The organism is Bacillus sp. JH7 (genome assembly GCF_001563515.1).
In the GTDB taxonomy this organism is placed as follows: domain Bacteria; phylum Bacillota; class Bacilli; order Bacillales; family Bacillaceae_G; genus Bacillus_A; species Bacillus_A cereus.
In genome coordinates, this window is record NZ_LPUS01000022.1 from 98,202 (window position 1) to 119,453 (window position 21,252).

Here is a 21,252-nt window from a genome sequence, read left to right on the forward strand (position 1 = left end):
CTTTTTTACTAGATTAACTTAAAAATACTCTTAATTTGTCTAGCAAATAACCAATTTTTCGTACCGTAGTTATCATTTAAACTATCTAAATTAATAGATTGTCCGTTAGCAAACTTTAATTCTAACGTAGTATTTTTGTCATTTGTTTTTAAGTTACTATTTGTAATGGCATCATACTTTAATTTTTCAATCTCAACATATTCGTCTTTTTCTTGTCCAATCACGACATGGTCTTGAAAGAAGAAAAAGACTTCTACTTTTTTACCGAAACAAAATACATTTTTCGTATAAATTAATGTCGCGTTATCAAGTCCGACACATACTTCTTTCATTTCTTCCACAACGTGTCCAAAGTCTTCTTCATGTCTTGCATTTGATTCAGCAATCCATTCTTCAATTGTTTTCATGTTAATTGCCATACTGCGCCCCCTGGTTCGTTCATTGCTTCGTTTAAAAAATAAATACTATATGAAAATATAAGCGATACGTACTATGTTTTCAAGGGGGAACGGTATATTCAAAATAAAGTGAAACTTTATTTACTCCCTCATTGTAAAAAAATAGCACTTTAAAAAGTGCTATTCTGCTCTCCTTGCCGCTTGCTGAATTGGATCCCAAACGCTGTTATATGGTGGTGCGTAACTTAAGTCGACGTCTTCTAAATCATGAATGCTCATTTTATTGAAAAGCGCCATCGCAATCACATCAATACGTTTATCTACGCCTTCTTCTCCAATTACTTGCCCGCCCAATAATTGTTTCGTATCGGAGCGATATAGTAATTTCAAGTAAAGTGGTTTTGCATTTGGATAATAGCCCGCCATATTTGTAGAATCTACTTTGACCGTTTTATACGGAATGTGTAGCCCTTTCGCTTCTTTTTCATTTAAGCCTGTTCTTGCGAGTGTCAAATCCATAAATTTAATAATGCCTGTGCCTAACGTACCTTTAAAAGCTCTTCGTTTATCAAGCATATTCAGTCCAGCAAGTCGCCCTTGCTTATTGGCTGTCGTTCCGAGCGGGATATGATCATGAATTTCCTTTATAACGTGGTAATGTGTTGCGCAATCACCGGCTGCATATACGTCTTGCACATTCGTTTGCATATATGCATTTACTTCGATTGCTCCTTTATGATTCTTACGTATATTTGTCCCTTCAAGAAAATCAGTATTCGGCTTCACTCCAACCGACACTAAAACAAGATCTGCTTTATACGTACCTTTATCCGTTTCGATTGCTTCTACTCGTTCATTTCCTTTAAATGCTTTTACATTTTCATTCGTTAAAATTTCAATATTGTGTTTATCTGCTTCTTTATGTATATATTCAGCCATATCTGCATCATAAATCGTACCGATATGATCATTTCGCTCAATCATTCTTACTTTCTTACCAAGTTCGACGAATGTTTCTGCCATCTCTAGTCCGATTGCACCACCGCCAATAATCGTTACATCTTCAACTTTATTCGTTTCTAGCGTTTTTAATATACGCTCAGCATCCGGAATTGTTTTTAAAAGATGAACGCCTTGTAATTCCCGTCCTTCCCATTCCGGCATAACAGGACGTACCCCGGTCGCAATTAATAATCGATCGTACGAAAATTCAAAGACATCTTTCGTCTTTGTATGCTCTGCGTACACCATTTTCTTTTCCGTATCTACTTTCGTTACTTCATGACGCACTTTCGCATCAATTCCATATTTCTCACGAAACGTCTTCACGTTGCGCGCGATTAACTTTTCAGTTGAAGCGATAGCACCACTAATGACATACGGTAATCCACACTGAGCATACGAATAAATCTCACCTTTTTCTAAAGTTACAACATTTGCATTTTCATCGTTTCTAACAATTTGCATCGCTGCACTCATACCAGCTGCATCTCCGCCAATAATGACATAGTTCACTTTACCACTCCTTCTTTTTTACATACTCTTTACGTTTTCCATATTTTATAGAAATAACACCTACTTCCATTGTAAAGAAAGAGAATTTCATCTTCAAATTTGGTGCACAAACTTATGTATGAATAGGTAACTGTCGTGTCTTATAAACAACATGTTTAATATGCTATAACAGTAACTATTGAAAGTAGGTGAAACATACATGTGCGCTGGTCTTCTCGCTCAGTTTCCAGAGGAACCGAAAGAACCAAAACCCGCCTTGTCGCTTGATCAAGAATTTTCTATTAACGCAACCATTTATAGTGCTCGTGCTTGGTTATCTAATGATGAAACTTTTCCACAAACGATTTGGAAAGGCTCTCACTTTGCTTCAGCATCACACGCTGGCAAGTCCATCTTACCAATCGGTACTGTAAAAATTTTGAACTTATCTGATGATACAATAACAGTTACTGCATCATCAGAATCAGATGATACTCTCAAAATAGTCGTACCCCCTCATTCTGAAGGTGTTTTAACATCTAACGCATTATCTGACGTGCAAGCAAGTACATCAGGAGGAGCAAGTAAAGTCACATTCCTCTTTCATATCTTTTTCTCAAGGGATCCTGGTTCAGATAAAAAACCATAAAAAAGGTACAGTTATGCACTGTACCTTTTTCCATGTGTTCTATTCTCTTGATTTAATCAGTTCAATATTATAAGTTTCGATATCTGTTAACGTTCCTGTAAAATAAGGGTTTTCTCTATACCAAGACTGTTTTGCAAAATACGCTTGCATATCTTTCGTTTGAAAAATATGTCCATGCCTTGCATATATTTCATTTCTAGCAATTTTTAACTGCTCTTTCGATAAATATGTTAAATCTGCGCTCGTTAATTTTCGAATATCACTATCAGGAAAGATGAAACCATTATATACATACCCAGTCGTAGGTGGCGGGATAACATTATAAACAACTGTTTTTTCTGTACTTTTGGTTTGGAATGGAAGATTATAAGACGAAAGTGCCGTTACCGTCTCTACTTGTGTCGTTTCTCGTCCGCTTTCTCCATTTCGTTCTAAATAAATCGTCGCACTTCCATCAGTCGCTACTGGCCCCCATGTAATTTCTTCTCCTATCAGCGCTGTAACCGGTTTTTGATTTACGTACAATGTTGCACCAGGCGCGTTCGTTTGAACTGTAATATATTGACCTTGCAACGTTAAATCTATCGTTACGTTATTTTGGCTTTGTTTCATAAGTACAACCTTTTCCTCACGCGATAGTTTTACATAATCATTTTTATATTCTGATTGAAACACTTGATTGCCTGGAAGAAACGGCCCATATTGCTTCTCAAACTTTTTGTCATCTGTCTTATCAATTTCTTTTCCGTTCATTTTTAACGCTACGCCTTTTTCATTTGTAAGCAAAGTTGTATAGTACGTCTTCGCTTTCAATTTATACCGATCAAATATAAAGAAATACTTTCCGTCTTTCGTTAATGAAAAATCAGCTCTTTCTATTCCGTCCCGTTGTTTTTCACCTTGTCTCAAATATTCTTTTAATTCATTTACGTAAGATGGATTTTCTTTTATATATGAAAATAGAGGCGTTACACTCTCTCTCGTTATCATAACCGATGGATCATCTGCCGTAACGATCTCAGCTAATTTCTCTCCGTCCCGCTCTTGTAAAATCGTAATCATCCGGTCTACTTGTGCCACCTGCGTATAATACGATGATCCGTACAAATACAATCCAATAATCGCTATAACAAATAGTGCTAACAGTGTAATGCCAACTTTTGTACCACTGCTCATGTTCTTCTTTACTACAGGACTTCCCCTCTTCATCCCGCAGTTTTGACAAAATTGTACACCATCTTCAAACTGAACTCCGCACTTTGTACATACATTCATTCAGTCAACCACCTTTTCATTAGAAGCCAGTTATTCCCTGTGTTAAGGCTTGAATTATCGTGCTAATGTAAGACCAAAGTACAATGAACGTTGCAATTCCAATTAAAACATTTGCAATAATAAGTGTGTAAACGAGATCTAATCCGCCATTGTCTAGTTTTAATACGGCTACAGTTATACTAATCCCTATATAAGTTGCAACTACCGATAATAATATCGGTAAGAAAAAGATTAATAAAAAACTAAAAAGAAAAGAAAGAACTAATATGACAATAGCCGGCGTCGCTATCGTTCCCCATATACCAAATACTTCAAGAAACGAAAAAGATGATTTCATCATCTTACCACTTACAAAAATAATAAATCCGACAAATAAAGTTAAAATTAATAAAAAGAAAAAGACCGTTATAGATTCTCCAAAAAACGTGGGAGTAGATATATCTGGTGCAAATGTTCTCGTAACTGCTGATGCTGCACTCATCATTCTATAAAAAATACATGCTCCTAAAAAACAAATAAGAACAAGACTTACAATTCCATTTCGCACTTCAATAGTGCCGCTTTTCATAATCGCTGTCGGTGCTTGTAATGCATGTTTAAAAAATTGAAAATAGCCGCTCGCAAACCGCTTCGCTTGTTCTACCGTTTCATTTGGACGCGTTTCCTTTTCTTGTGCCGCGCGCGCTTGTTCCTGCCCTTCTTCTTTGCCACTACTTGCCACTACTTCTTCCGTTAACGAATGTCCACAATTCCCGCAAAACTTTGCCTCTACTGCATGTTCTGTATGACATGACGGACATTTCATTCTCTTATCCCTCCTTAAGCATATACCTTATAGGGTGTTACAAGTTCAATATATGAATTTGTACATAAAACATGACTACAAGAAAAAGATTCTGAAATCCTTCTTCCGAAAGAAAATATATGTGCTAGCAATCTTGAAAAAAAATGCTATTATGAAACAGAATAAATAATATTTTTAACAGATTGGATGAAAGAAAATGGAATTGGTAAACTCAATTTTTCAAATACTCCTTACAAGCGTAATCCAATTATTATCTTTAATTGGCGTTATCATTGTAATTGGATTTCTATTAGGCTATTTAGAATCTCTCACACGCATGTATTGGTCGAGAGCTTTTGGAAGAAAAGGATTCCTATTAACGGCTTGGATTGGTGTTCCTATTCACGAACTTGGACATGCCATTATGTGCGTGCTGTTCCGTCATAAGATTGTAGCAACGCAGTTCTTCCCGACAGATACAAGCCAAGGGGCTTTAGGTTACGTACAACATCAATACAATCAAAAAAGTGTGTATCAACGGATTGGGAATTTCTTCATCGGCATTGGGCCTATTATTTCTGGTATTACTGCACTAATCCTTTTAATGCGCTATTTCGTACCAGAATCATATTTTTTATTTAATACAACTCTCGAAAAAACGATTGCTTCTACTTCTATTAATGTAGAAATGATCCAAAACATGCTCTTGTCGACGTTTGTATTATTGAAAAGCTTATTTACAATCGGCAATTTATTGAATCCTTCCTTTTGGTTATTTTTATTTATCGCCATTTGCATTTCCGCACATATCGCTTTAAGTAAACCAGACATTAAAGGATCAATAGACGGTGTTATCGTCATGTTTATCGTTTTATTTTTATTCAACATCATCGCGGGACTGTTTCAATACGACAGTAACCAGCTAATTGGACAGGTTATGAAATATAATATGTATCTCATTGCGTTTTCTAGTGTAGCACTGCTTTTCTCTTGTATTTCTACACTTGTTAGTTTTTCGTTTTATAAAATAAGAAGAGGGCGTTCTTTTTAAACGCCCTCTTCTTATTAATTATTCCCCTTATAATCACAATGCTCAACAGGAACGCGAGCATGCCCTTCTTCATCGGTACACCATGACTGTGATTGGAATGCAAGAAAGATACCAATCCATTCTTCTTCCTTTTCAAAGTGAATGAGTATTCCTCCGTCTTGCCATATGCCATCATCACCTTGCCATTTTTCTACATTCCCTTGATTCATATGAATATCATGTATACCGTTTCCTGGTTTGAAACGAAAATAGGAATCTGGTGTATTTTCTTCTGGTCCCCATCTTTCACCAAACGCGTAAATAATTGCTTTTTCTTCTATTGCTCGTTTTATATAACGTTCTATTTTTTCATTTAAATCATTATCTGCTCCTGCTTTTTCGGGAGGCAAAGGAATCATTTGATTTGAGTCAAATAGATTTCCTCTTACATAATCTAAAGCTACTTTCGGTTCATTGTTTTTTATTTCTGTAAAACCGAATGGTAATGTCGGTAAAATATGAATCGCCTCTGACTTAATATTGTTACTCGCAAAATATAAAACTTCTGACGGATAGCTTTGCGATTTTACGTTAATTGCAATACGATAATTTACTCCTGTCTCGCCCTGTAAATGAACTTGATAATGAGGTGTTTTCCCTTTTCCAATCTTTGATTGTATAACTGTACCTTTTAACACACCGTAGTTTTTTAGGGGCATACATTTCATCTCCTATTCATCTAGTAGAAGCTATTCATATTTAAATCATTATCCACTCATAAAAAAAATCCTCCTATGTTGGGAGGATTTTTAATTTCTCAACATATACCAAACAATAACTTCTACCACTACAAGCAAAACCGCACCAAAGATCATTAACGTCGTCTTCTTTAATAGTTCATTTTCACGGTAAGGGATATTACATAAGTAAGCACCTAGTGTAATCCGTGATGGACAAGCAATTGTCGCTACTGATGATGCGGTGTTTTGAAGTGTTGTGACATATTGCCACGGGAGTGCTACGTTTTGTGCGGTTTGCATTTGTAGTTTTATAAACATTGCATTTGATCCTGCGTTACTACCTGTTAAAAATCCACCAATAGCGCCAATAAACGGAGCAACGAAAACGAAAAAGGTTCCAAATGTTTCACCAGCTGTCTTTGCGAGTAATGAATGCATGCCTGATGCACCCATTAGTTCTGAAATGGCGATAAACATTGTCGTCGTAATCGCAAATGGAATCCATTGTTTTATCGTTTGTGAGAGTGATTGTTTAATAATATTAGACGGGATGCGGAAGAAAATAATAGTAAATAAGCAAGTCATACCGAGCCAAAATCCTGGTGAATATAGTAACTCTAGTTTGTAAGAGTATGATTTCAAATCAAGAACCGCATATGATCTGAACAAATCATGTAATGCTGGAACGAGGCGAGAAAGTAAAATACAAACTGTTAGAAATATATAAGGGCTAATAATTTTTATAATGGATACTTCTCTCTCCGTTGCAGCCGCATGTTCTGTTATAAGATTTTGCCCACTTTTTCCTTTTAATTTAATGATAAAAAAGCCAAAGGTAATCGTAACGATAGAACTTAATATCCCGGCTAGTTCAACACTTACGTACGCATTAGAAAGATAGATTCCGAGAGAAAATAATAGAAAGAACCCTACTCCTTCTTTCCACTTTTCTATAACCGCTTGCCAGCCGCCAACGACGTGTAAAGAAAGAATAACGAAGTAAGCAAACATCGGAATACTTAATAGCGCTGTATTTGTGCCAAGTGTTGTAAGAGGCATATTTATTAGCTGCGAACCGATAATCGTACCAGTTGCCATTGCGCCCCATGAACTAGCTAGTAAGCCGATGAATGAGAGTAGTACAGCTTGAAATGGTTTATACCCTAGTGAAAGAAAAATAGGTGCTGCAACCATAAAGCCAATACCGAATCCACTTACTGATTCAATAAGCGGGCAAATGCCAAAACACATAAGCAGCATTTGTAATAAGCGATCCTGAGTAACTGCTTCTAGAAAACGTGCTACTTGATCGATGTACCCCATTTTGTTCATGAGGTGAAATAAAAAAATACCGAAAAATAAAACGTACCCGACAATAAAACAAATTAACCATCCTTTAATCGTTGCGTGCACAGTTTCACTCATCCCTAATTGAAACATTGGCGAGAGTAAAACAATTCCAACAGACACAGCATAAGAAATTAACGAGGACCTTAATGACGTTTGTTTAAATAAAAATAAACAAATGAAAATCATCATAATTGGGATAAGTGCCAACAATATGGCCATGTTATCATCTCTTTTCATTAAAAATACAATTTTTAACTATTATATAACAGATGCCATAATTTTCAATTGTTTTTACAACAGATTCAAAAAAGGAACCAAACGGCTCCTTTTTATTCACTCCCATTTTCTATTATCCTGAAAAACTGTCTGCTTTCCGACTATTTCTTTCAACACAACAAACACAATGTAAGTACATATTGCTTGCAATATAATATTCCAAAATTTCATTAATGCAAATGAATGAATCCGTAGAAATAATTCGTTTAATAATACAATCGAAACGATACTAAATAATTCTATACTAATCGAAAATAGACATATTTCTAAAATAGACTGTTCTTGAATGCGATTTAAATTGGAAAAGATGAATACATACCCTAAAAATAGAGCCATTAACTCTATTTTCGTCATGCTAATGAGCCAAGCGTATAGCGGTACAGTTAAAAATAGATATAGTAGTTTACGTCTTAGCATGCCTTCTCACCCTCTGAATTATATGTATTTTCTGTATATTTTAACATTTATTACGCAAAACAAAAAGAAGAGACTACGCCTCTTCTTTTTGTTTTGTTGCCTGTATTAATTCACATATTTCTTCTCGTTTTTCATTTTCTAACAGCTCAATCACTTTACTTCCAACGACAACTCCGTCGCATATTGTAACCATTTCTTCTATATGTTCTTTTGTTGAAATGCCGAATCCAGCGACTACTGGTAAGTTGACGTGTGATTTTACTTTTTCTAAGTAACTATGAATCTCCTCTTTAAAGTTTTGACGTACTCCCGTTACGCCCGCTACTGTAACAGCATAAACGAACCCTTCTGATTCACTCGTAATTTTTTCAATTCTTTCAATAGGACTCGTTACGGTAACGAGTGGAATGAGCGCAATGTTTGCCTCTCGAAGTAACGGCGCAATAATATTTTGTTCTTCATACGGTAAGTCTGGAACAATAATACCATCCACACCGGCCTCTAAGCACTTCTCTACAAATCGTTCTTTTCCGAATGCAAGTACTGGATTTAAATATGTCATGAGTACAAACGGAATTTGCACTTCTTTCCTTACCTCTGCTAACGCTTGAAAAATGCCTTTTAATGTTACGCCGCTATCTAGCGCTCGCTTTCCTGCTCTTTGAATCGTTGGGCCATCCGCGACTGGATCTGAAAACGGAATACCAATTTCAACGATGCTTGCTCCAGCTTCATCTAAAAAACGAATTCTTTCTTTTAATTTTTCAAGGCCGCCATCTCCGCCCATTACATACGGAATAAATGCTTTCTTGCCATTTTCAAACGCTGCTTTAATTTTTTCTACTCCCATTTTTTACACCTCTTCCATATAACGTTTTATACTCTCTACATCTTTATCCCCGCGGCCTGATAAACAAATGACAAGCCCTTCGTCTGTCTTCATTTGCGGCGCTAATTTTAATGCGTATGCGACAGCATGTGAACTTTCTAACGCCGGGATAATGCCTTCTTTTTTCGTTAATAATTGAAATGCTTCTAATGCTTCTTCGTCTGTTATCGACTGATAAGAAACGCGGCCAATATCTTTTAGCAAACTATGTTCTGGACCAACACCTGGATAATCAAGTCCTGCTGAAATAGAGTGTGCTTCTTGAATTTGCCCTTCTTCATTTTGCAGAAGATACATCATTGATCCGTGCAGGACACCAACGCTTCCTTTCGTTAAAGTTGCTGCATGCTTTTCTGTATGAACGCCTTTTCCAGCTGCTTCTACGCCGTAAAGAGCAACTTCTTCATCATGTACAAATGGATAAAACATTCCCATCGCGTTACTCCCACCACCAATGCAAGCAACAACTGCTTCTGGTAATTTCCCCTCTAATTCTTCATATTGTTTCTTCGTCTCATTCCCAATTACACTTTGGAAATCACGTACAATTTGCGGGAATGGATGTGGTCCGAGAACAGATCCCATAATGTAGTGCGTATCATGCACATGTGAAACCCAGTAACGAAGCGCCTCGTTTACCGCATCTTTTAATGTACCGCTACCTGCCGCTACACTTTCTACTTTCGCTCCGAGTAATTCCATTCGGAACACATTTAATTTTTGACGTCTTACATCTTCTTCTCCCATAAAAATGACGCATTCTAATCCGAGAAGAGCACATACAGTAGCTGTTGCAACTCCGTGTTGTCCAGCTCCTGTTTCAGCGACAACTTTTTTCTTGCCCATTCGCACTGCAAGTAGTGCCTGACCGATTGTATTGTTAATTTTATGAGCTCCTGTATGGTTCAAATCTTCACGTTTTAAATAAATCTTTGCACCACCGCAATACTTCGTCATATTTTCAGCATAATATAGCGGTGTTTCTCTTCCGACGTACGTTTTTAAATAATGATTTAATTCCTTTTGAAATGCTTCATCTTGCATCGCTTCTTTATATGCTTCTTCTAGTTCTAGTACAGATTGCATTAACGTTTCTGGAACGTATCGTCCTCCGTATATACCGTAATGTCCTTTTTCATCTGGATATGCGTAGTTCATTTGGAACACTCCTTCGCTTTTATAATAAATTGTTTTATTTTCTCTACATCTTTCTTTCCTTCTGTCTCTACTCCGCTGCTCACATCGACCATATAAGGCCGAACAGTTCGAATTGCTTCTTCTATATTAAGAGCGTTTAATCCACCAGCTAATATCGTTTTCTTTCGCAATTCTTTTGGCATATGCCCAAGTAGTTCCCATGAAAATGTCTTTCCATTTCCTCCATGAAACTTTTCTTTCGGGCTATCAAATAATATATAATCCGTTTCATACCCTTGAGCGTTTTTCATATCACTCTCTGAAGTTACTCCTAGTGATTTTATAGACGGAATATTCAATCTTCTGATTTGATAATTATCTTCATCTCCATGTAGTTGTACATGTGTTAACCCGCACTCATCTGCAATTTTCTGGATCACTTCTACTGATTCATTTACGAAAACACCGATTTTTAACACGTTGGCTGGAAGCTCCTGAATGATTTCTTTCGCTCTCTTTGGAGTGATTTTCCGTTTACTTTCTGCAAAAACAAATCCGAGTGCATCTGCGCCGTATTCGCACGCACTTTTCGCTGTTTCCATATCAGTGATGCCGCAAATTTTCACTTTCATATATTCACCTTACAATCTTCAAAAAAACTACTAATAGAAGATGATGTCATAAGCGCCTCTCCAACTAATACACCTTTTGCTCCAGCTCTTTTAACACGAATAATATCTTCTTTTGAATGAATGCCACTTTCACTAATCCAAAGTAGTTTCTCCTCATTCAATCTTTTTCCAAGCTTTTCAGTTTGGCTTAAATCTACTTCGAACGTTTTTAAATTACGATTATTAATGCCAATAACGTGCGGATTTAATACAATCGCAGTTTCTAATTCCTGTTCATCATGAACTTCAACAATCGCTTCCAATCCTTTTTCTAACACGTAGCTATACAACTCTTTTAACTTCTCTTTCGTTAACGCTGCTACAATTAGTAAAATAATATCTGCTCCCGCTTCATACGCTCTATCGATTTGAATCTTATCGATTATGAAATCTTTACATAAAAGCGGAATGTTACTTTCTTCTCTTGCTGTTTGTAAATCGTGAAACGATCCTTTAAAAAATTGACCATCTGTTAAAACAGAGACTGCTCCTGCACCACATTTCTCATATGTTTCCACTTGTCTTCGTACGTCAACGTGTAAATTGATATCTCCTTTTGATGGTGATGCTCGCTTTACTTCTGCAATGACAGTAAACTGCTGTAACGCTTCTACAAGTGAATGTGTCTTTCTTTTTGCTTTTACTGGTGTATATATTTCATATAACTCCGTAACTTCCTTTTTCTTCTGTTCTACAATTTTATCTAAAATCGTCCCCACTTTAGTTCACCCTTTCTAATTTTTCGTTGCTTGCTGCAATTAATAAGTTTAATTTGGTTAATGCTTTTCCAGAATCGATGCTATGTGCCGCGAGTTTAATTCCTTCTTCAATCGTTTCCGTTTTTCCATTTGCGAAAAGAGCTAGACCTGCATTTAATAAAACGGTATCGCGGTAAACACTCTTTTCTCCGCTCAATACGCCGACTGTAATCTTTGCATTTTCTTTCGAATCCCCGCCTCTAATCTCTTCATTGTTCACTATTGAGAAACCGTATTTCTCAGGTTCAATACTCGTTTCAACTATTTCATTATCTTTTAAAATGACAACGTGATTTTCCCCTTGTAATGATGCTTCATCTAAAAAACCACTTCCATTTACGACAAGCGCTTGTTTCCGGCCTAACTTTTGTAATACTTGTGCAACTGGTAATAACATATCTCGTTTATAAATACCGACAAATTGTGTTTCTAAATTCACTGGATTTGTTAAAGGGCCAATTAAGTTAAAGATCGTCGGTACGTTTAATTCTTTTCTTATTTTCATAATGCGCCTTAGTGCTGGATGCATCGCTGGTGCAAATAAAAATGCAATACCTACATGCTCTAGTAAATAATCAATTTCGCTTGGCGTACTGCTAATATTTACACCGAGTTCTTCTAATAAGTCTGCACTTCCTGTTTTACTAGAAACAGCACGATTACCATGTTTTGCAACCTTTACACCTGCTCCTGCCAGTACGAATGCTGATGTTGTGCTAATATTAAACGTTTGAGCACCATCGCCACCCGTCCCGCAATTATCCATTGCTCCTTGTATATGGTTCGAAAACGGCAATGCCTTTTCGCGAAGAGCTCGAACGAGACCGTATATTTCTTCTGCAGTTTCACCTTTCGCTTTCAGTAAGACTAAGAAAGCTGCAATTTCACTTTCTAATATGTTTTCACTTAATAAAAGTAATCCTACTTTATACATTTCCTCTTCTGTTAAATGTTGACCCTCAACTAATTTACGAAGATAGTTATTCATACTCTTTCCTCCTCTTTTACTTCTGTTAAAAAGGCACGTATTAACTTTCCGCCTTCTTCTGTTGCGATTGATTCCGGATGAAACTGTAATCCGAAGAGCGGATAATAATTGTGACGGACTGCCATTATTTCTCCGTCGTCCATCGCTGTCGCTAATATGTCAAAACACTCTGGCAAGCTCGTTTGCTCTGCAACAAGGGAATGATAGCGCATTGCCGTTAACGGCTGTGTAGCGTATGAAAAGATTGACATTCCGTTATGTTTCACACGCGATGTTTTTCCATGTTTAATACGTTCTGCTCTAACAATGTCTCCTCCAAATGCAGCTATGATCGCTTGGTGGCCAAGACAAATCCCTAATATGGGAACGTTCTTATAAAAATGACGGATGACGTCGATACAAATGCCAGCATCCTCTGGTTTTCCTGGTCCTGGTGAAAGTACAATTCCTCTTGGATTCATCTCTTCTAACTGTTCTATCGTTATTTCATCATTTCTTACAACTACAATTTCTTCTTCATGTTCGCCTAACAGTTGATACAAGTTATATGTGAACGAATCGTAATTATCGATAAGTACAATCATTTCATTACCTCCAAAAGCGCTCTCGCTTTATTTAATGTTTCTTCATATTCAGCTACTGGATCTGAATCGTAAACGACTCCTGCTCCTGCTTGAACGTATGCTTTTTCATCCTTTACGACCATCGTTCGAATGGCGAGCGCCATATCAAGATTTCCTGAAAAACTAACGTATCCAACTGCACCAGCGTATACATTTCTTTTTTCATTCTCTAGTTCATTTATAATTTCCATCGCTCTAATTTTCGGAGCTCCAGAAACCGTCCCTGCTGGTAAGCAATACGCTAACGCATCAAATCCGCCCATCTGTTTTCGCAATGTTCCGTAAACTTCAGATACAATGTGCATAACGTGAGAGTATTTTTCTACTTTCATATATTTATCTATCGTAACCGAGCCGATTTCGCTCACTCTACCAATATCGTTTCGCCCAAGATCTACAAGCATCATATGCTCTGCTCGCTCTTTCTCATTGCCTAACAGTTCTTTTGCGATTTCCTCGTCTTCCCTCTTCGTTTTCCCCCTCGGCCTTGTACCAGCAATTGGATTCGTCATCACTTTATCCTCCCTTACTGATAGTAAACTTTCCGGCGAAGAACCGAGTACAACATAATCTTGAAAATCGATATAGAACATATATGGTGATGGATTTGCAATTCGAAGTTTTCGGTATAACGCGAATGGATCCCCAATACATTCACTTTGTAAACGCTGTGATAGTACGACTTGGAATATGTCTCCCGCTCTTATATATTCTTTCGCAATTTCTACCATCTCACAAAACTCTTTTTCCGTTATAGAAGAAGTAAATGATAATGTGGATTGTATTGCATTTACTTCGGCTACTTCTCCTTGTAGCACTTCCTCTTTGTATACTCGCATCCTTTCGTATACTTCCTCATAATCTGCTGAATCATCTCCCCTGCATACATATACAAACGACAACTTTTGGCGTAAATGATCGTAAACGATAAACTCACGATATAGTAAAAGGTGTACTTCTGGAATATTTAATGGGTCGTGTAAATCCGTTCCAATGTTTTCATACTGCCGAATGACATCATACCCAATATAACCAACTGCTCCTCCGCAAAATGGAAATGGACTGTCTACTTGTGATGGTGCGATTACTTCTTCTAACACTTGTAGTACGTTACCTTGTAACTTTTCTGCCCGGCCGTAAATCGTTCGTTCCACTTCCGTACAAACGCTTTTCACTTCTCCATAAGGATTACATCCTAAGTAAGAATAACGCCCTTTATCTTGATGAAGCTGTGAACTTTCTAATAAGAATTTCTTCTTCCCTTTCATACGTCTATATAAAGAAATTGGCGTAATGCTATCTCCTTCTTCTTCAGTGATTACTAAAAATGTCTTTCTCTCTCTTTTTTGTTTTATAAATTCTTCTTTCGTCATCATGTCCTTCACCTCGCCCTGAAAAATAAAAAAGTCCTCTACATATCGAAAATATGTAGAGGACGATAAATATACCGCGGTACCACCTCGTGTTGGATGCAAAAGCATCCCGCTTTGTTCAGGTACAAAATTTATACCTTATCCTTGTAACGGCGGAACCCGGGTTGCCTACTGAAAAAAATTGTTCAGCATACCTCTCGTAAGCCCATTCCGTATATGGCACCGTACCGGGCTCCCACCTATTCCCGGCTCTCTGTAACGTCTCCAATATACGTACTCTTCTTACTTAAACGATTTCATTTATTTAATTTTTTATACACAAAAAGGGAGTACTCATCCTATAGAAAGGACGGGTACTCCCGTGGTGCCACCTTAATTCGTTACAAATGTAACGCACTTTACCGTATCAAAAACAATACGTGTCTCTTGTATCGATGAGATCATGTCGCCAAAGCCTACTTCTTTCGTTTCGGTTTGGAAGCTCCGAAGCCCATTCCACATCAATTCCATACTGATTCGCACCAACCATCAGCTCTCTGACATGTTCATCATGTGTACTCTTCTTCATCAACGCTTGCATTTTTTTAAGTTGCACTCATTATAGACCTGACTTTTTTCACAAGTCAATACTTTTTTAAAAATTTTATTTTTCTTTCCTTTCAATATTATATTGACAAAACAACCTCTTTTTATGTAAATATAATAAATACTCTATTAAAAATAAGGTTTTTTGTATGAATATTATATATTAAAAAAGTAAAATGACATCGAAAAACGCTTACATTTCTGAAAATTCATATTTCTATATGGATTTTTCAGAATAATCATGATAGATTATAAAGTGAAACTTTAATCAGTAGGGGTTTTGTTCATCCCCCACTTATTATTAGTTGAACTAATCGGGCATTTACGGGCAGTTGATCTCCCACCTAACTTCCTTGCCCATCCAATTTTAAGGTGGGAGTTTTACTGCCCGTTCATGCGGGATAAATATGCATAACGCATCAAAAGACATGACAAAAGAAAGGGGAACTACATGAGTACGCAGATGTTAATTTTAACTTCTATCTCTATTTACATGCTCGGGATGCTAATTATCGGCTATTTCGCTTATAAGCAAACATCCAACTTAACAGATTATATGCTTGGCGGGCGTACACTAGGCCCCGCAGTAACAGCATTAAGTGCTGGAGCAGCTGATATGAGTGGTTGGCTTTTAATGGGCTTACCCGGTGCAATGTTTAGCGTTGGATTAAGTAGTAGCTGGATTGCGATTGGCCTAACATTAGGCGCATATGCAAACTGGATCTATGTCGCTCCTCGCTTACGTACCTACTCTGAAATTGCAAATAACTCTATTACTATCCCAGAATTTTTGGAACACCGTTTCCACGACAAATCCCATATGCTACGTTTAGTATCTGGACTTGTTATTATGATATTTTTCACGTTTTATGTAGCTTCAGGATTTGTCTCTGGTGCTGTATTATTCGAAAATTCATTTGGACTCAATTACCATGTTGGTCTTCTTATCGTTGGTGGAGTTGTCGTAGCTTACACATTATTTGGTGGATTTTTAGCTGTAAGTTGGACAGACTTCGTGCAAGGAATCATTATGGTAGTCGCTCTTATTCTTGTTCCAGTCGTAACAATTATGCACGTAAATGGACTTGGTCCAGCATTTGAAACAATTAAATCTATCGATCCGGCATTATTAGATATTTTTAAAGGTACTTCTGTATTAGGAATTATTTCATTATTCGCATGGGGACTTGGTTATGTTGGACAACCACATATTATTGTACGCTTTATGGCGATTTCTTCTGTAAAAGAAATTAAAAGTGCACGACGTATTGGTATGAGCTGGATGATTTTTTCTGTTGCTGGAGCTATGTTTACTGGCCTTATCGGTATTGCATACTATTCAAAAGCAGGTTTAAAACTTTCTGATCCAGAAACGATTTTCGTTGAACTTGGCACTATTTTATTCCATCCACTTATTACTGGATTTTTATTAGCAGCTATTTTAGCAGCTATTATGAGTACAATTTCTTCTCAACTTCTCGTTACTTCGAGTGCAGTAACAGAAGACTTATATAGAACATTCTTTAAGCGTGATGCTTCTGATAAAGAACTTGTATTTGTCGGTCGTATGGCTGTTCTTGTTATCGCTTTAATTGGATGTGCATTAGCGCTTAAACAAAATGATACGATTTTAGCTCTTGTTGGATACGCTTGGGCTGGGTTTGGTTCTTCATTCGGACCTGCTATTTTATTAAGCTTATATTGGAAACGTATGACGAAATGGGGCGCGCTTGCTGGTATGATTTCTGGTGCCGCTACTGTTATTATATGGACTCAATTCAAATTCTTAAAAGATTTCTTATATGAAATGATTCCAGGTTTCGCTATTAGTTTACTAGCCATCGTAATTGTTAGTTTACTAACACAACCTTCAAAAGAAGTTGAAGAGCAATTTGAGGATTTCGAAAAACAACATCGTCATAATTTATAAAAAAATCTCTGCTGTTATCGTAACAGCAGAGATTTTTTACAGTTCGACAATCTTCTTATCAAATTTAACAAATTCTTTATGTTTCGTTAAATTTAACATAACACTACTCCTTTATAGTATGAGTATCAGCACTTATACAGAAAGGGGACTCCAACATGTTAGCAGCTTTCCAGCAACAACAAACACGAAAATTTTCACCTATCACAAATACTTCTGCGTCTTGTTTAAACATGCAACCTAACCCGCCTAAAATTTCAATTGCTCCTTCTGTTATTTCAGTCATCGGTGTTCACATGGAAAAACATAAATTAAAAATAAAAACGGGACAAAACATTGTGTTATCTGCTTCCATTTTGCCAATACAAGCAACGAATAAAGAGCTTATTTGGTCAAATATGAATTCTGATATCATCACCATATATCCAAAAGGTGACACCGTGACGATTACTGGAAAAAGTGCAGGTAAAGCAGTCGTAATTGTCACAACTGCTGAAGGCAAATTTCGTGACCTATGTGTCATTCATGTACAACCTTATATGACAAATCCAAAGTAAAAGAGTGGCTTCGTAGCCACTCTTTTACTTGATTTCAATATTTTAGTTTTTACTTTTTACAAGGTTAATAAAAAAAGATGAAGATTTATCTTGTTTATGATGGTTGAAATTCGAAATTGCCTGTTCTTCTGTATAAAAATTTGATGTAACTTCTTTCCCTGCTTCATCTATACTATGTTGCCTAACGCATCCTTTTAATACAAAATAACATTTTAATGGAACATTTCCTTGTCTTAGGAGCACTGTTCCTTTTTTATATTCTTCAATTTGTAATTCACTGAGGATCATTTGCTGCTCTTCTTCACTTAGTGTTGTAAATCTATTCATATACTTCTTTAATATCTCTTCCATTTTCCTCCCCCTTCTACGCCCGCATTTCTATAAAACAAAAAGAGAAGTATCATAACTTCTCTTTTCTTCTCTAACATTATAATTCCTGTGTATACACCGGCTCGTTTACGACATTTTTTGCTGTTCGCTTTTGTTGCTGCATTAAGAAAACAGATACACCAAACAATACAAGCATGCTACCGATCATTTGCATTGCATTTAATTTTTCTCCAAGTAAGAAGAACGCAAGTATAGATGCTCCAACAGGTTCTCCTAAAATACTCATTGAAATTGTCGTTGCATTTACATAATTTAATAGCCAGTTATTAATTACATGTGACACTGTCGGCACAACCGCAAGTAAAAGAAAAACAGTCCAATCCCACTTCGTATAACCTGTAAAGGGTACTTGTAATATAACATTATAAATCCCCATAAAAAGACCTGCGAACGCAAAGACTGTAAAGCTATAAATCCAGTGCGATACTTTCTTCACTGTCGTTTGCCCGATAAATAAATAACCGACAACCGCTATTACACTTAGAAAGGATAATATGTCACCATAAATTGCTTGCTTACTTAAACCTAAATCTCCCCAACCAATGCACATTACTCCTAAAATAGCGATTCCCATCGTTGCAATGGCTGAATATGTTGTTCTTTCTTTAAATAGAAAAAAACCTCCAACTAAAGATACGATCGGTTGAAGTGCCAAAATAATTGTTGAACTAGCAACTGTTGTATGCTTTAAAGATTCAAACCATAAAAGAAAATGCAGTGCTAAAAAGAAACCCGATCCAATTAAAAAGCCCCAATCTTTCATTTGAATCTTATTAAATTCCTCTCTTTTTTTCCATACGATAGGCAGCATAATAAGTACGATAATCCATAAGCGGTACATACTTAATATTGAAGATGGTGCTGAGGACATCTTTACAAAAACTGCTGCAAAGGAAATGGCAATTATAGAAATTGCTAATGGTAGTGCGATTGATTTTTCTTGTTTCAAATCCTGTCTCCCCTCTCACCTGTCAAAAATCCCACTTCATTATATCCGTTTTCTTTCGCAACTTAAATACTAATTTTTTAGATTCTTCGTACCATTATGGTAAAATAGAAATTAAGGCACCAATTAGTGAATATTTCTTTCCTTTTCACTACAAGCGTCGCTCTTACAATCGTTACAGTAAATTTTTATTTAGGGGGATCTACATGAGTCAAACAATAGGGAGAATTGAAGAAATTTCATTTTATAGCGCATCACTTCAAGAAGATGTTACACTTCTCGTTTATTTACCAGTAAATTACACACCACTGCACAAACATACAGTTGTAATTGCACAAGATGGTAGAGATTATTTTCAGCTCGGTAAAGCGCACCGTGTAATTGAGCGCCTTCGTGAAACCGAAGAAATTGACCGTACAATTATTGTCGGTATTCCATATAAAAATGTACATGATCGTAAAGAAAAATATTTCCCAAATGAAGTAAAAAATGCTGCATATATTCGTTTCCTTGCTCATGAACTTGCACCATATATTGATGAAAATTATCCAACGTACCAAATGGGAAAAGGTCGTGTTTTAATTGGTGATTCTCTTGGCGGAACAGTTTCCTTTATGACTGCACTTATGTATCCGCATACATTCGGTAAAGTCGTTATGCAATCACCATTTGTGGATGAGACAGTGATGAACTTAGCAAAAGAATTCAAAGATCCACAGGCGTTAGAACTGTATCACGTCATCGGTACAGAAGAAACGGCTGTAAAGCGTACTGATGGACAAGTATCTGATTTCGTAGGGCCGAACCGTGAGTTAAATACGCTTCTTACAGATAGAAACTTCATCACGCATTACGAGGAATTTGAAGGCAATCATACTTGGAAATATTGGCAGACTGATTTACCTAAAGCCTTCTCTCATATTCTATCAATGAAATAATAGAGAGCAGTATTCAGAATAATTTGATATAATAGATAAAGAGATTTATTTATCTCAAAATCTAACTAGACTTACAAAGGGAGGAATTGGAACATGAAATTAGGCATTGTAATTTTTCCATCTAAAATGATTCAAGATAAAGCGAACGGATTGCGTAAACGTTATGACCCGCACTACGCATTAGTTCCGCCACATATTACATTGAAAACACCCTTTGAGGCGCAAGATGAACAATTAGAGTCGATTGTAAACGAGTTACATACAATCGCAAGTAAAACGAACCCTTTCACCCTTCATGTTGGGAAAGTTGGTTCATTCGCACCTGTTAATAACGTCCTTTACTTTAAAGTAGAAAAAACACCTGAACTTACTTTCTTAAATGAAGAAATGCATAGCGGGTTATTCACGCAAGAACGCGAATATGCTTTCGTACCTCATTTAACAATCGGACAAGGCTTATCAGATGCAGAGCATGCTGATGTGTTGGGCCGATTACGTATGAAAGATTTCTATTACGAACAACCAATTGATCGTTTCCATCTTCTATATCAATTAGAAAATGGAACATGGACTGTACACGAAACATTCCGTCTTGGAAAGGGGAACAACTAATTTGCACGCACAGATTGTACAAACGGACGAACAACTAAGAGATGCATTCTCTGTACGTAAACAAGTGTTTGTAAATGAACAACGTGTCTCTGCTGAAGAAGAGTACGATGAGTTTGAAGAAACTTCAACACACGTTGTTATATATGACAATGATGTTCCAGTTGGTGCTGGACGTTTTCGCATCCTTGATGGTATCGGAAAAATGGAACGCATTTGCGTGCTAAATTCCCATCGTAAAAAAGGGATTGGAAAAATTGTTATGGATTCTCTTGAAGCGTATGCAAAAGAAAATTCGCTACCAAAATTGAAACTTCACGCTCAAACACATGCTGAAGATTTCTATAAAAAACTTGGATATGTAACGAGTTCTGATGTATTTATGGAAGCTAATATCCCGCACGTCGTAATGATAAAAGAATTGTAATTTGAAAACAGGAGGTGACCC

The 21,252-nt window shown here is 36.7% G+C and carries 22 protein-coding genes, 1 pseudogene and 2 other annotated features; of the genes and pseudogenes, 7 read left to right on the forward strand and 16 right to left on the reverse strand.

The window, feature by feature from the left end:
• Positions 1 to 8: 8 nt before the first annotated feature.
• Positions 9 to 419: a DUF3908 family protein gene (locus tag AU379_RS21050; RefSeq protein WP_000996782.1), complete on the reverse strand. Its 411-nt coding sequence runs from the start codon at positions 417 to 419 to the stop codon at positions 9 to 11.
• A 159-nt stretch (positions 420 to 578) separates the two neighbouring features.
• Positions 579 to 1,913, reverse strand: coding sequence for a CoA-disulfide reductase (locus AU379_RS21055; protein ID WP_001110239.1), 1,335 nt, complete (start codon positions 1,911 to 1,913; stop codon positions 579 to 581).
• Positions 1,914 to 2,112: 199 nt separating this feature from the next.
• Here AU379_RS21055 and AU379_RS21060 point away from each other — a divergent pair, with 199 nt between their 5' ends.
• Positions 2,113 to 2,541, forward strand: a complete 429-nt coding sequence (locus AU379_RS21060; protein ID WP_000332398.1) for a hypothetical protein — start codon at positions 2,113 to 2,115, stop codon at positions 2,539 to 2,541.
• 39 nt (positions 2,542 to 2,580) lie between these two features.
• Here the strand turns inward: AU379_RS21060 and AU379_RS21065 are convergent, their stop codons facing one another.
• Complete coding sequence (locus AU379_RS21065; RefSeq protein WP_016513130.1) at positions 2,581 to 3,816, reverse strand: YARHG domain-containing protein; 1,236 nt, start codon at positions 3,814 to 3,816, stop codon at positions 2,581 to 2,583.
• A 19-nt stretch (positions 3,817 to 3,835) separates the two neighbouring features.
• Positions 3,836 to 4,621, reverse strand: a complete 786-nt coding sequence (locus AU379_RS21070; RefSeq protein WP_000650084.1) for a zinc-ribbon domain-containing protein — start codon at positions 4,619 to 4,621, stop codon at positions 3,836 to 3,838.
• Between the two features lie 196 nt (positions 4,622 to 4,817).
• Between AU379_RS21070 and AU379_RS21075 the strand changes: the two genes are divergently transcribed.
• The gene (locus AU379_RS21075; RefSeq protein WP_000424529.1) at positions 4,818 to 5,651 is read left to right on the forward strand and encodes a hypothetical protein; all 834 of its coding nucleotides are present in this window, start codon (positions 4,818 to 4,820) and stop codon (positions 5,649 to 5,651) included.
• Between the two features lie 14 nt (positions 5,652 to 5,665).
• Here the strand turns inward: AU379_RS21075 and AU379_RS21080 are convergent, their stop codons facing one another.
• The 10 genes from AU379_RS21080 to trpE all read right to left on the reverse strand — a co-directional run bounded on the left by AU379_RS21080 (position 5,666) and on the right by trpE (position 14,855).
• The gene (locus AU379_RS21080) at positions 5,666 to 6,349 is read right to left on the reverse strand and encodes a YukJ family protein (RefSeq protein WP_001128614.1); all 684 of its coding nucleotides are present in this window, start codon (positions 6,347 to 6,349) and stop codon (positions 5,666 to 5,668) included.
• Between the two features lie 90 nt (positions 6,350 to 6,439).
• Positions 6,440 to 7,939 (reverse strand): L-lactate permease, encoded by a 1,500-nt coding sequence (locus AU379_RS21085; protein WP_061139691.1) that lies wholly within the window; start codon positions 7,937 to 7,939, stop codon positions 6,440 to 6,442.
• Positions 7,940 to 8,053: 114 nt separating this feature from the next.
• Positions 8,054 to 8,413, reverse strand: a complete 360-nt coding sequence (locus AU379_RS21090; RefSeq protein ID WP_000946130.1) for a DUF4029 domain-containing protein — start codon at positions 8,411 to 8,413, stop codon at positions 8,054 to 8,056.
• Positions 8,414 to 8,486: 73 nt separating this feature from the next.
• On the reverse strand, positions 8,487 to 9,263 hold the full coding sequence (gene trpA / locus AU379_RS21095) for a tryptophan synthase subunit alpha (RefSeq protein WP_000537824.1): 777 nt from the start codon (positions 9,261 to 9,263) through the stop codon (positions 8,487 to 8,489).
• Between the two features lie 3 nt (positions 9,264 to 9,266).
• Positions 9,267 to 10,460, reverse strand: a complete 1,194-nt coding sequence (gene trpB / locus AU379_RS21100; RefSeq protein ID WP_061139692.1) for a tryptophan synthase subunit beta — start codon at positions 10,458 to 10,460, stop codon at positions 9,267 to 9,269.
• On the reverse strand, positions 10,457 to 11,071 hold the full coding sequence (gene trpF, locus AU379_RS21105; RefSeq protein WP_000865125.1) for an N-(5'phosphoribosyl)anthranilate isomerase: 615 nt from the start codon (positions 11,069 to 11,071) through the stop codon (positions 10,457 to 10,459). Before trpF ends, trpB begins: the two co-directional genes overlap by 4 nt.
• A complete protein-coding gene (gene trpC / locus AU379_RS21110; protein WP_000536715.1) occupies positions 11,068 to 11,829 on the reverse strand; it encodes an indole-3-glycerol phosphate synthase TrpC in 762 nt (253 codons plus the stop codon). The genes trpF and trpC overlap by 4 nt, the downstream gene beginning before the upstream one ends.
• A 1-nt stretch (position 11,830) precedes the next feature.
• Positions 11,831 to 12,856 (reverse strand): anthranilate phosphoribosyltransferase, encoded by a 1,026-nt coding sequence (trpD, locus tag AU379_RS21115; RefSeq protein ID WP_061139693.1) that lies wholly within the window; start codon positions 12,854 to 12,856, stop codon positions 11,831 to 11,833.
• Positions 12,853 to 13,440, reverse strand: coding sequence for an aminodeoxychorismate/anthranilate synthase component II (locus tag AU379_RS21120; protein WP_000636317.1), 588 nt, complete (start codon positions 13,438 to 13,440; stop codon positions 12,853 to 12,855). The genes trpD and AU379_RS21120 overlap by 4 nt, the downstream gene beginning before the upstream one ends.
• Positions 13,437 to 14,855, reverse strand: coding sequence for an anthranilate synthase component I (gene trpE, locus AU379_RS21125; RefSeq protein ID WP_033685687.1), 1,419 nt, complete (start codon positions 14,853 to 14,855; stop codon positions 13,437 to 13,439). The genes AU379_RS21120 and trpE overlap by 4 nt, the downstream gene beginning before the upstream one ends.
• Before the next feature lie 52 nt (positions 14,856 to 14,907).
• Positions 14,908 to 15,152, reverse strand: a binding site (T-box leader).
• A gap of 42 nt (positions 15,153 to 15,194) precedes the next feature.
• Positions 15,195 to 15,432 (reverse strand) — a binding site (T-box leader).
• Between the two features lie 456 nt (positions 15,433 to 15,888).
• Here trpE and putP point away from each other — a divergent pair.
• Positions 15,889 to 17,367 (forward strand): sodium/proline symporter PutP, encoded by a 1,479-nt coding sequence (putP, locus tag AU379_RS21130; RefSeq protein ID WP_000107188.1) that lies wholly within the window; start codon positions 15,889 to 15,891, stop codon positions 17,365 to 17,367.
• Between the two features lie 155 nt (positions 17,368 to 17,522).
• Positions 17,523 to 17,921: an Ig-like domain-containing protein gene (locus AU379_RS21135; RefSeq protein WP_000878734.1), complete on the forward strand. Its 399-nt coding sequence runs from the start codon at positions 17,523 to 17,525 to the stop codon at positions 17,919 to 17,921.
• Positions 17,922 to 17,999: 78 nt separating this feature from the next.
• Here the strand turns inward: AU379_RS21135 and AU379_RS21140 are convergent.
• Positions 18,000 to 18,272 (reverse strand): annotated as a pseudogene (locus tag AU379_RS21140) (cyclic nucleotide-binding domain-containing protein); the annotation flags it as partial.
• A 76-nt stretch (positions 18,273 to 18,348) separates the two neighbouring features.
• The gene (locus tag AU379_RS21145; RefSeq protein WP_000806935.1) at positions 18,349 to 19,260 is read right to left on the reverse strand and encodes a DMT family transporter; all 912 of its coding nucleotides are present in this window, start codon (positions 19,258 to 19,260) and stop codon (positions 18,349 to 18,351) included.
• 203 nt (positions 19,261 to 19,463) lie between these two features.
• Between AU379_RS21145 and AU379_RS21150 the strand changes: the two genes are divergently transcribed.
• The 3 genes from AU379_RS21150 to AU379_RS21160 all read left to right on the forward strand — a co-directional run bounded on the left by AU379_RS21150 (position 19,464) and on the right by AU379_RS21160 (position 21,231).
• Entirely contained in the window at positions 19,464 to 20,195 is a 732-nt protein-coding gene (locus AU379_RS21150) for an alpha/beta hydrolase-fold protein (protein WP_000084013.1), read from the forward strand.
• 93 nt (positions 20,196 to 20,288) lie between these two features.
• Positions 20,289 to 20,807 (forward strand): YjcG family protein, encoded by a 519-nt coding sequence (locus AU379_RS21155; RefSeq protein ID WP_000765863.1) that lies wholly within the window; start codon positions 20,289 to 20,291, stop codon positions 20,805 to 20,807.
• 1 nt (position 20,808) lies between these two features.
• The gene (locus AU379_RS21160; RefSeq protein WP_000543295.1) at positions 20,809 to 21,231 is read left to right on the forward strand and encodes a GNAT family N-acetyltransferase; all 423 of its coding nucleotides are present in this window, start codon (positions 20,809 to 20,811) and stop codon (positions 21,229 to 21,231) included.
• The last annotated feature ends 21 nt before the right edge of the window (positions 21,232 to 21,252 follow it).

What these genes read in the sequence shown, in the direction of transcription:
- AU379_RS21050 (WP_000996782.1), bottom strand. Translation starts at nt 419, where the DNA reads ATGGCAATTAACATGAAAACAATTGAAGAATGGATTGCTGAATCAAAT.
- AU379_RS21090 (WP_000946130.1), bottom strand. Translation starts at nt 8,413, where the DNA reads ATGCTAAGACGTAAACTACTATATCTATTTTTAACTGTACCGCTATAC.
- trpB (WP_061139692.1), bottom strand. Translation starts at nt 10,460, where the DNA reads ATGAACTACGCATATCCAGATGAAAAAGGACATTACGGTATATACGGA.
- AU379_RS21155 (WP_000765863.1), top strand. Translation starts at nt 20,289, where the DNA reads ATGAAATTAGGCATTGTAATTTTTCCATCTAAAATGATTCAAGATAAA.
- AU379_RS21070 (WP_000650084.1), bottom strand. Translation starts at nt 4,621, where the DNA reads ATGAAATGTCCGTCATGTCATACAGAACATGCAGTAGAGGCAAAGTTT.
- AU379_RS21120 (WP_000636317.1), bottom strand. Translation starts at nt 13,440, where the DNA reads ATGATTGTACTTATCGATAATTACGATTCGTTCACATATAACTTGTAT.
- trpA (WP_000537824.1), bottom strand. Translation starts at nt 9,263, where the DNA reads ATGGGAGTAGAAAAAATTAAAGCAGCGTTTGAAAATGGCAAGAAAGCA.
- AU379_RS21150 (WP_000084013.1), top strand. Translation starts at nt 19,464, where the DNA reads ATGAGTCAAACAATAGGGAGAATTGAAGAAATTTCATTTTATAGCGCA.
- AU379_RS21065 (WP_016513130.1), bottom strand. Translation starts at nt 3,816, where the DNA reads ATGAATGTATGTACAAAGTGCGGAGTTCAGTTTGAAGATGGTGTACAA.
- AU379_RS21075 (WP_000424529.1), top strand. Translation starts at nt 4,818, where the DNA reads ATGGAATTGGTAAACTCAATTTTTCAAATACTCCTTACAAGCGTAATC.
- trpE (WP_033685687.1), bottom strand. Translation starts at nt 14,855, where the DNA reads ATGATGACGAAAGAAGAATTTATAAAACAAAAAAGAGAGAGAAAGACA.
- AU379_RS21060 (WP_000332398.1), top strand. Translation starts at nt 2,113, where the DNA reads ATGTGCGCTGGTCTTCTCGCTCAGTTTCCAGAGGAACCGAAAGAACCA.
- AU379_RS21135 (WP_000878734.1), top strand. Translation starts at nt 17,523, where the DNA reads ATGTTAGCAGCTTTCCAGCAACAACAAACACGAAAATTTTCACCTATC.
- trpD (WP_061139693.1), bottom strand. Translation starts at nt 12,856, where the DNA reads ATGAATAACTATCTTCGTAAATTAGTTGAGGGTCAACATTTAACAGAA.
- AU379_RS21080 (WP_001128614.1), bottom strand. Translation starts at nt 6,349, where the DNA reads ATGCCCCTAAAAAACTACGGTGTGTTAAAAGGTACAGTTATACAATCA.
- putP (WP_000107188.1), top strand. Translation starts at nt 15,889, where the DNA reads ATGAGTACGCAGATGTTAATTTTAACTTCTATCTCTATTTACATGCTC.
- trpF (WP_000865125.1), bottom strand. Translation starts at nt 11,071, where the DNA reads ATGAAAGTGAAAATTTGCGGCATCACTGATATGGAAACAGCGAAAAGT.
- AU379_RS21085 (WP_061139691.1), bottom strand. Translation starts at nt 7,939, where the DNA reads ATGGCCATATTGTTGGCACTTATCCCAATTATGATGATTTTCATTTGT.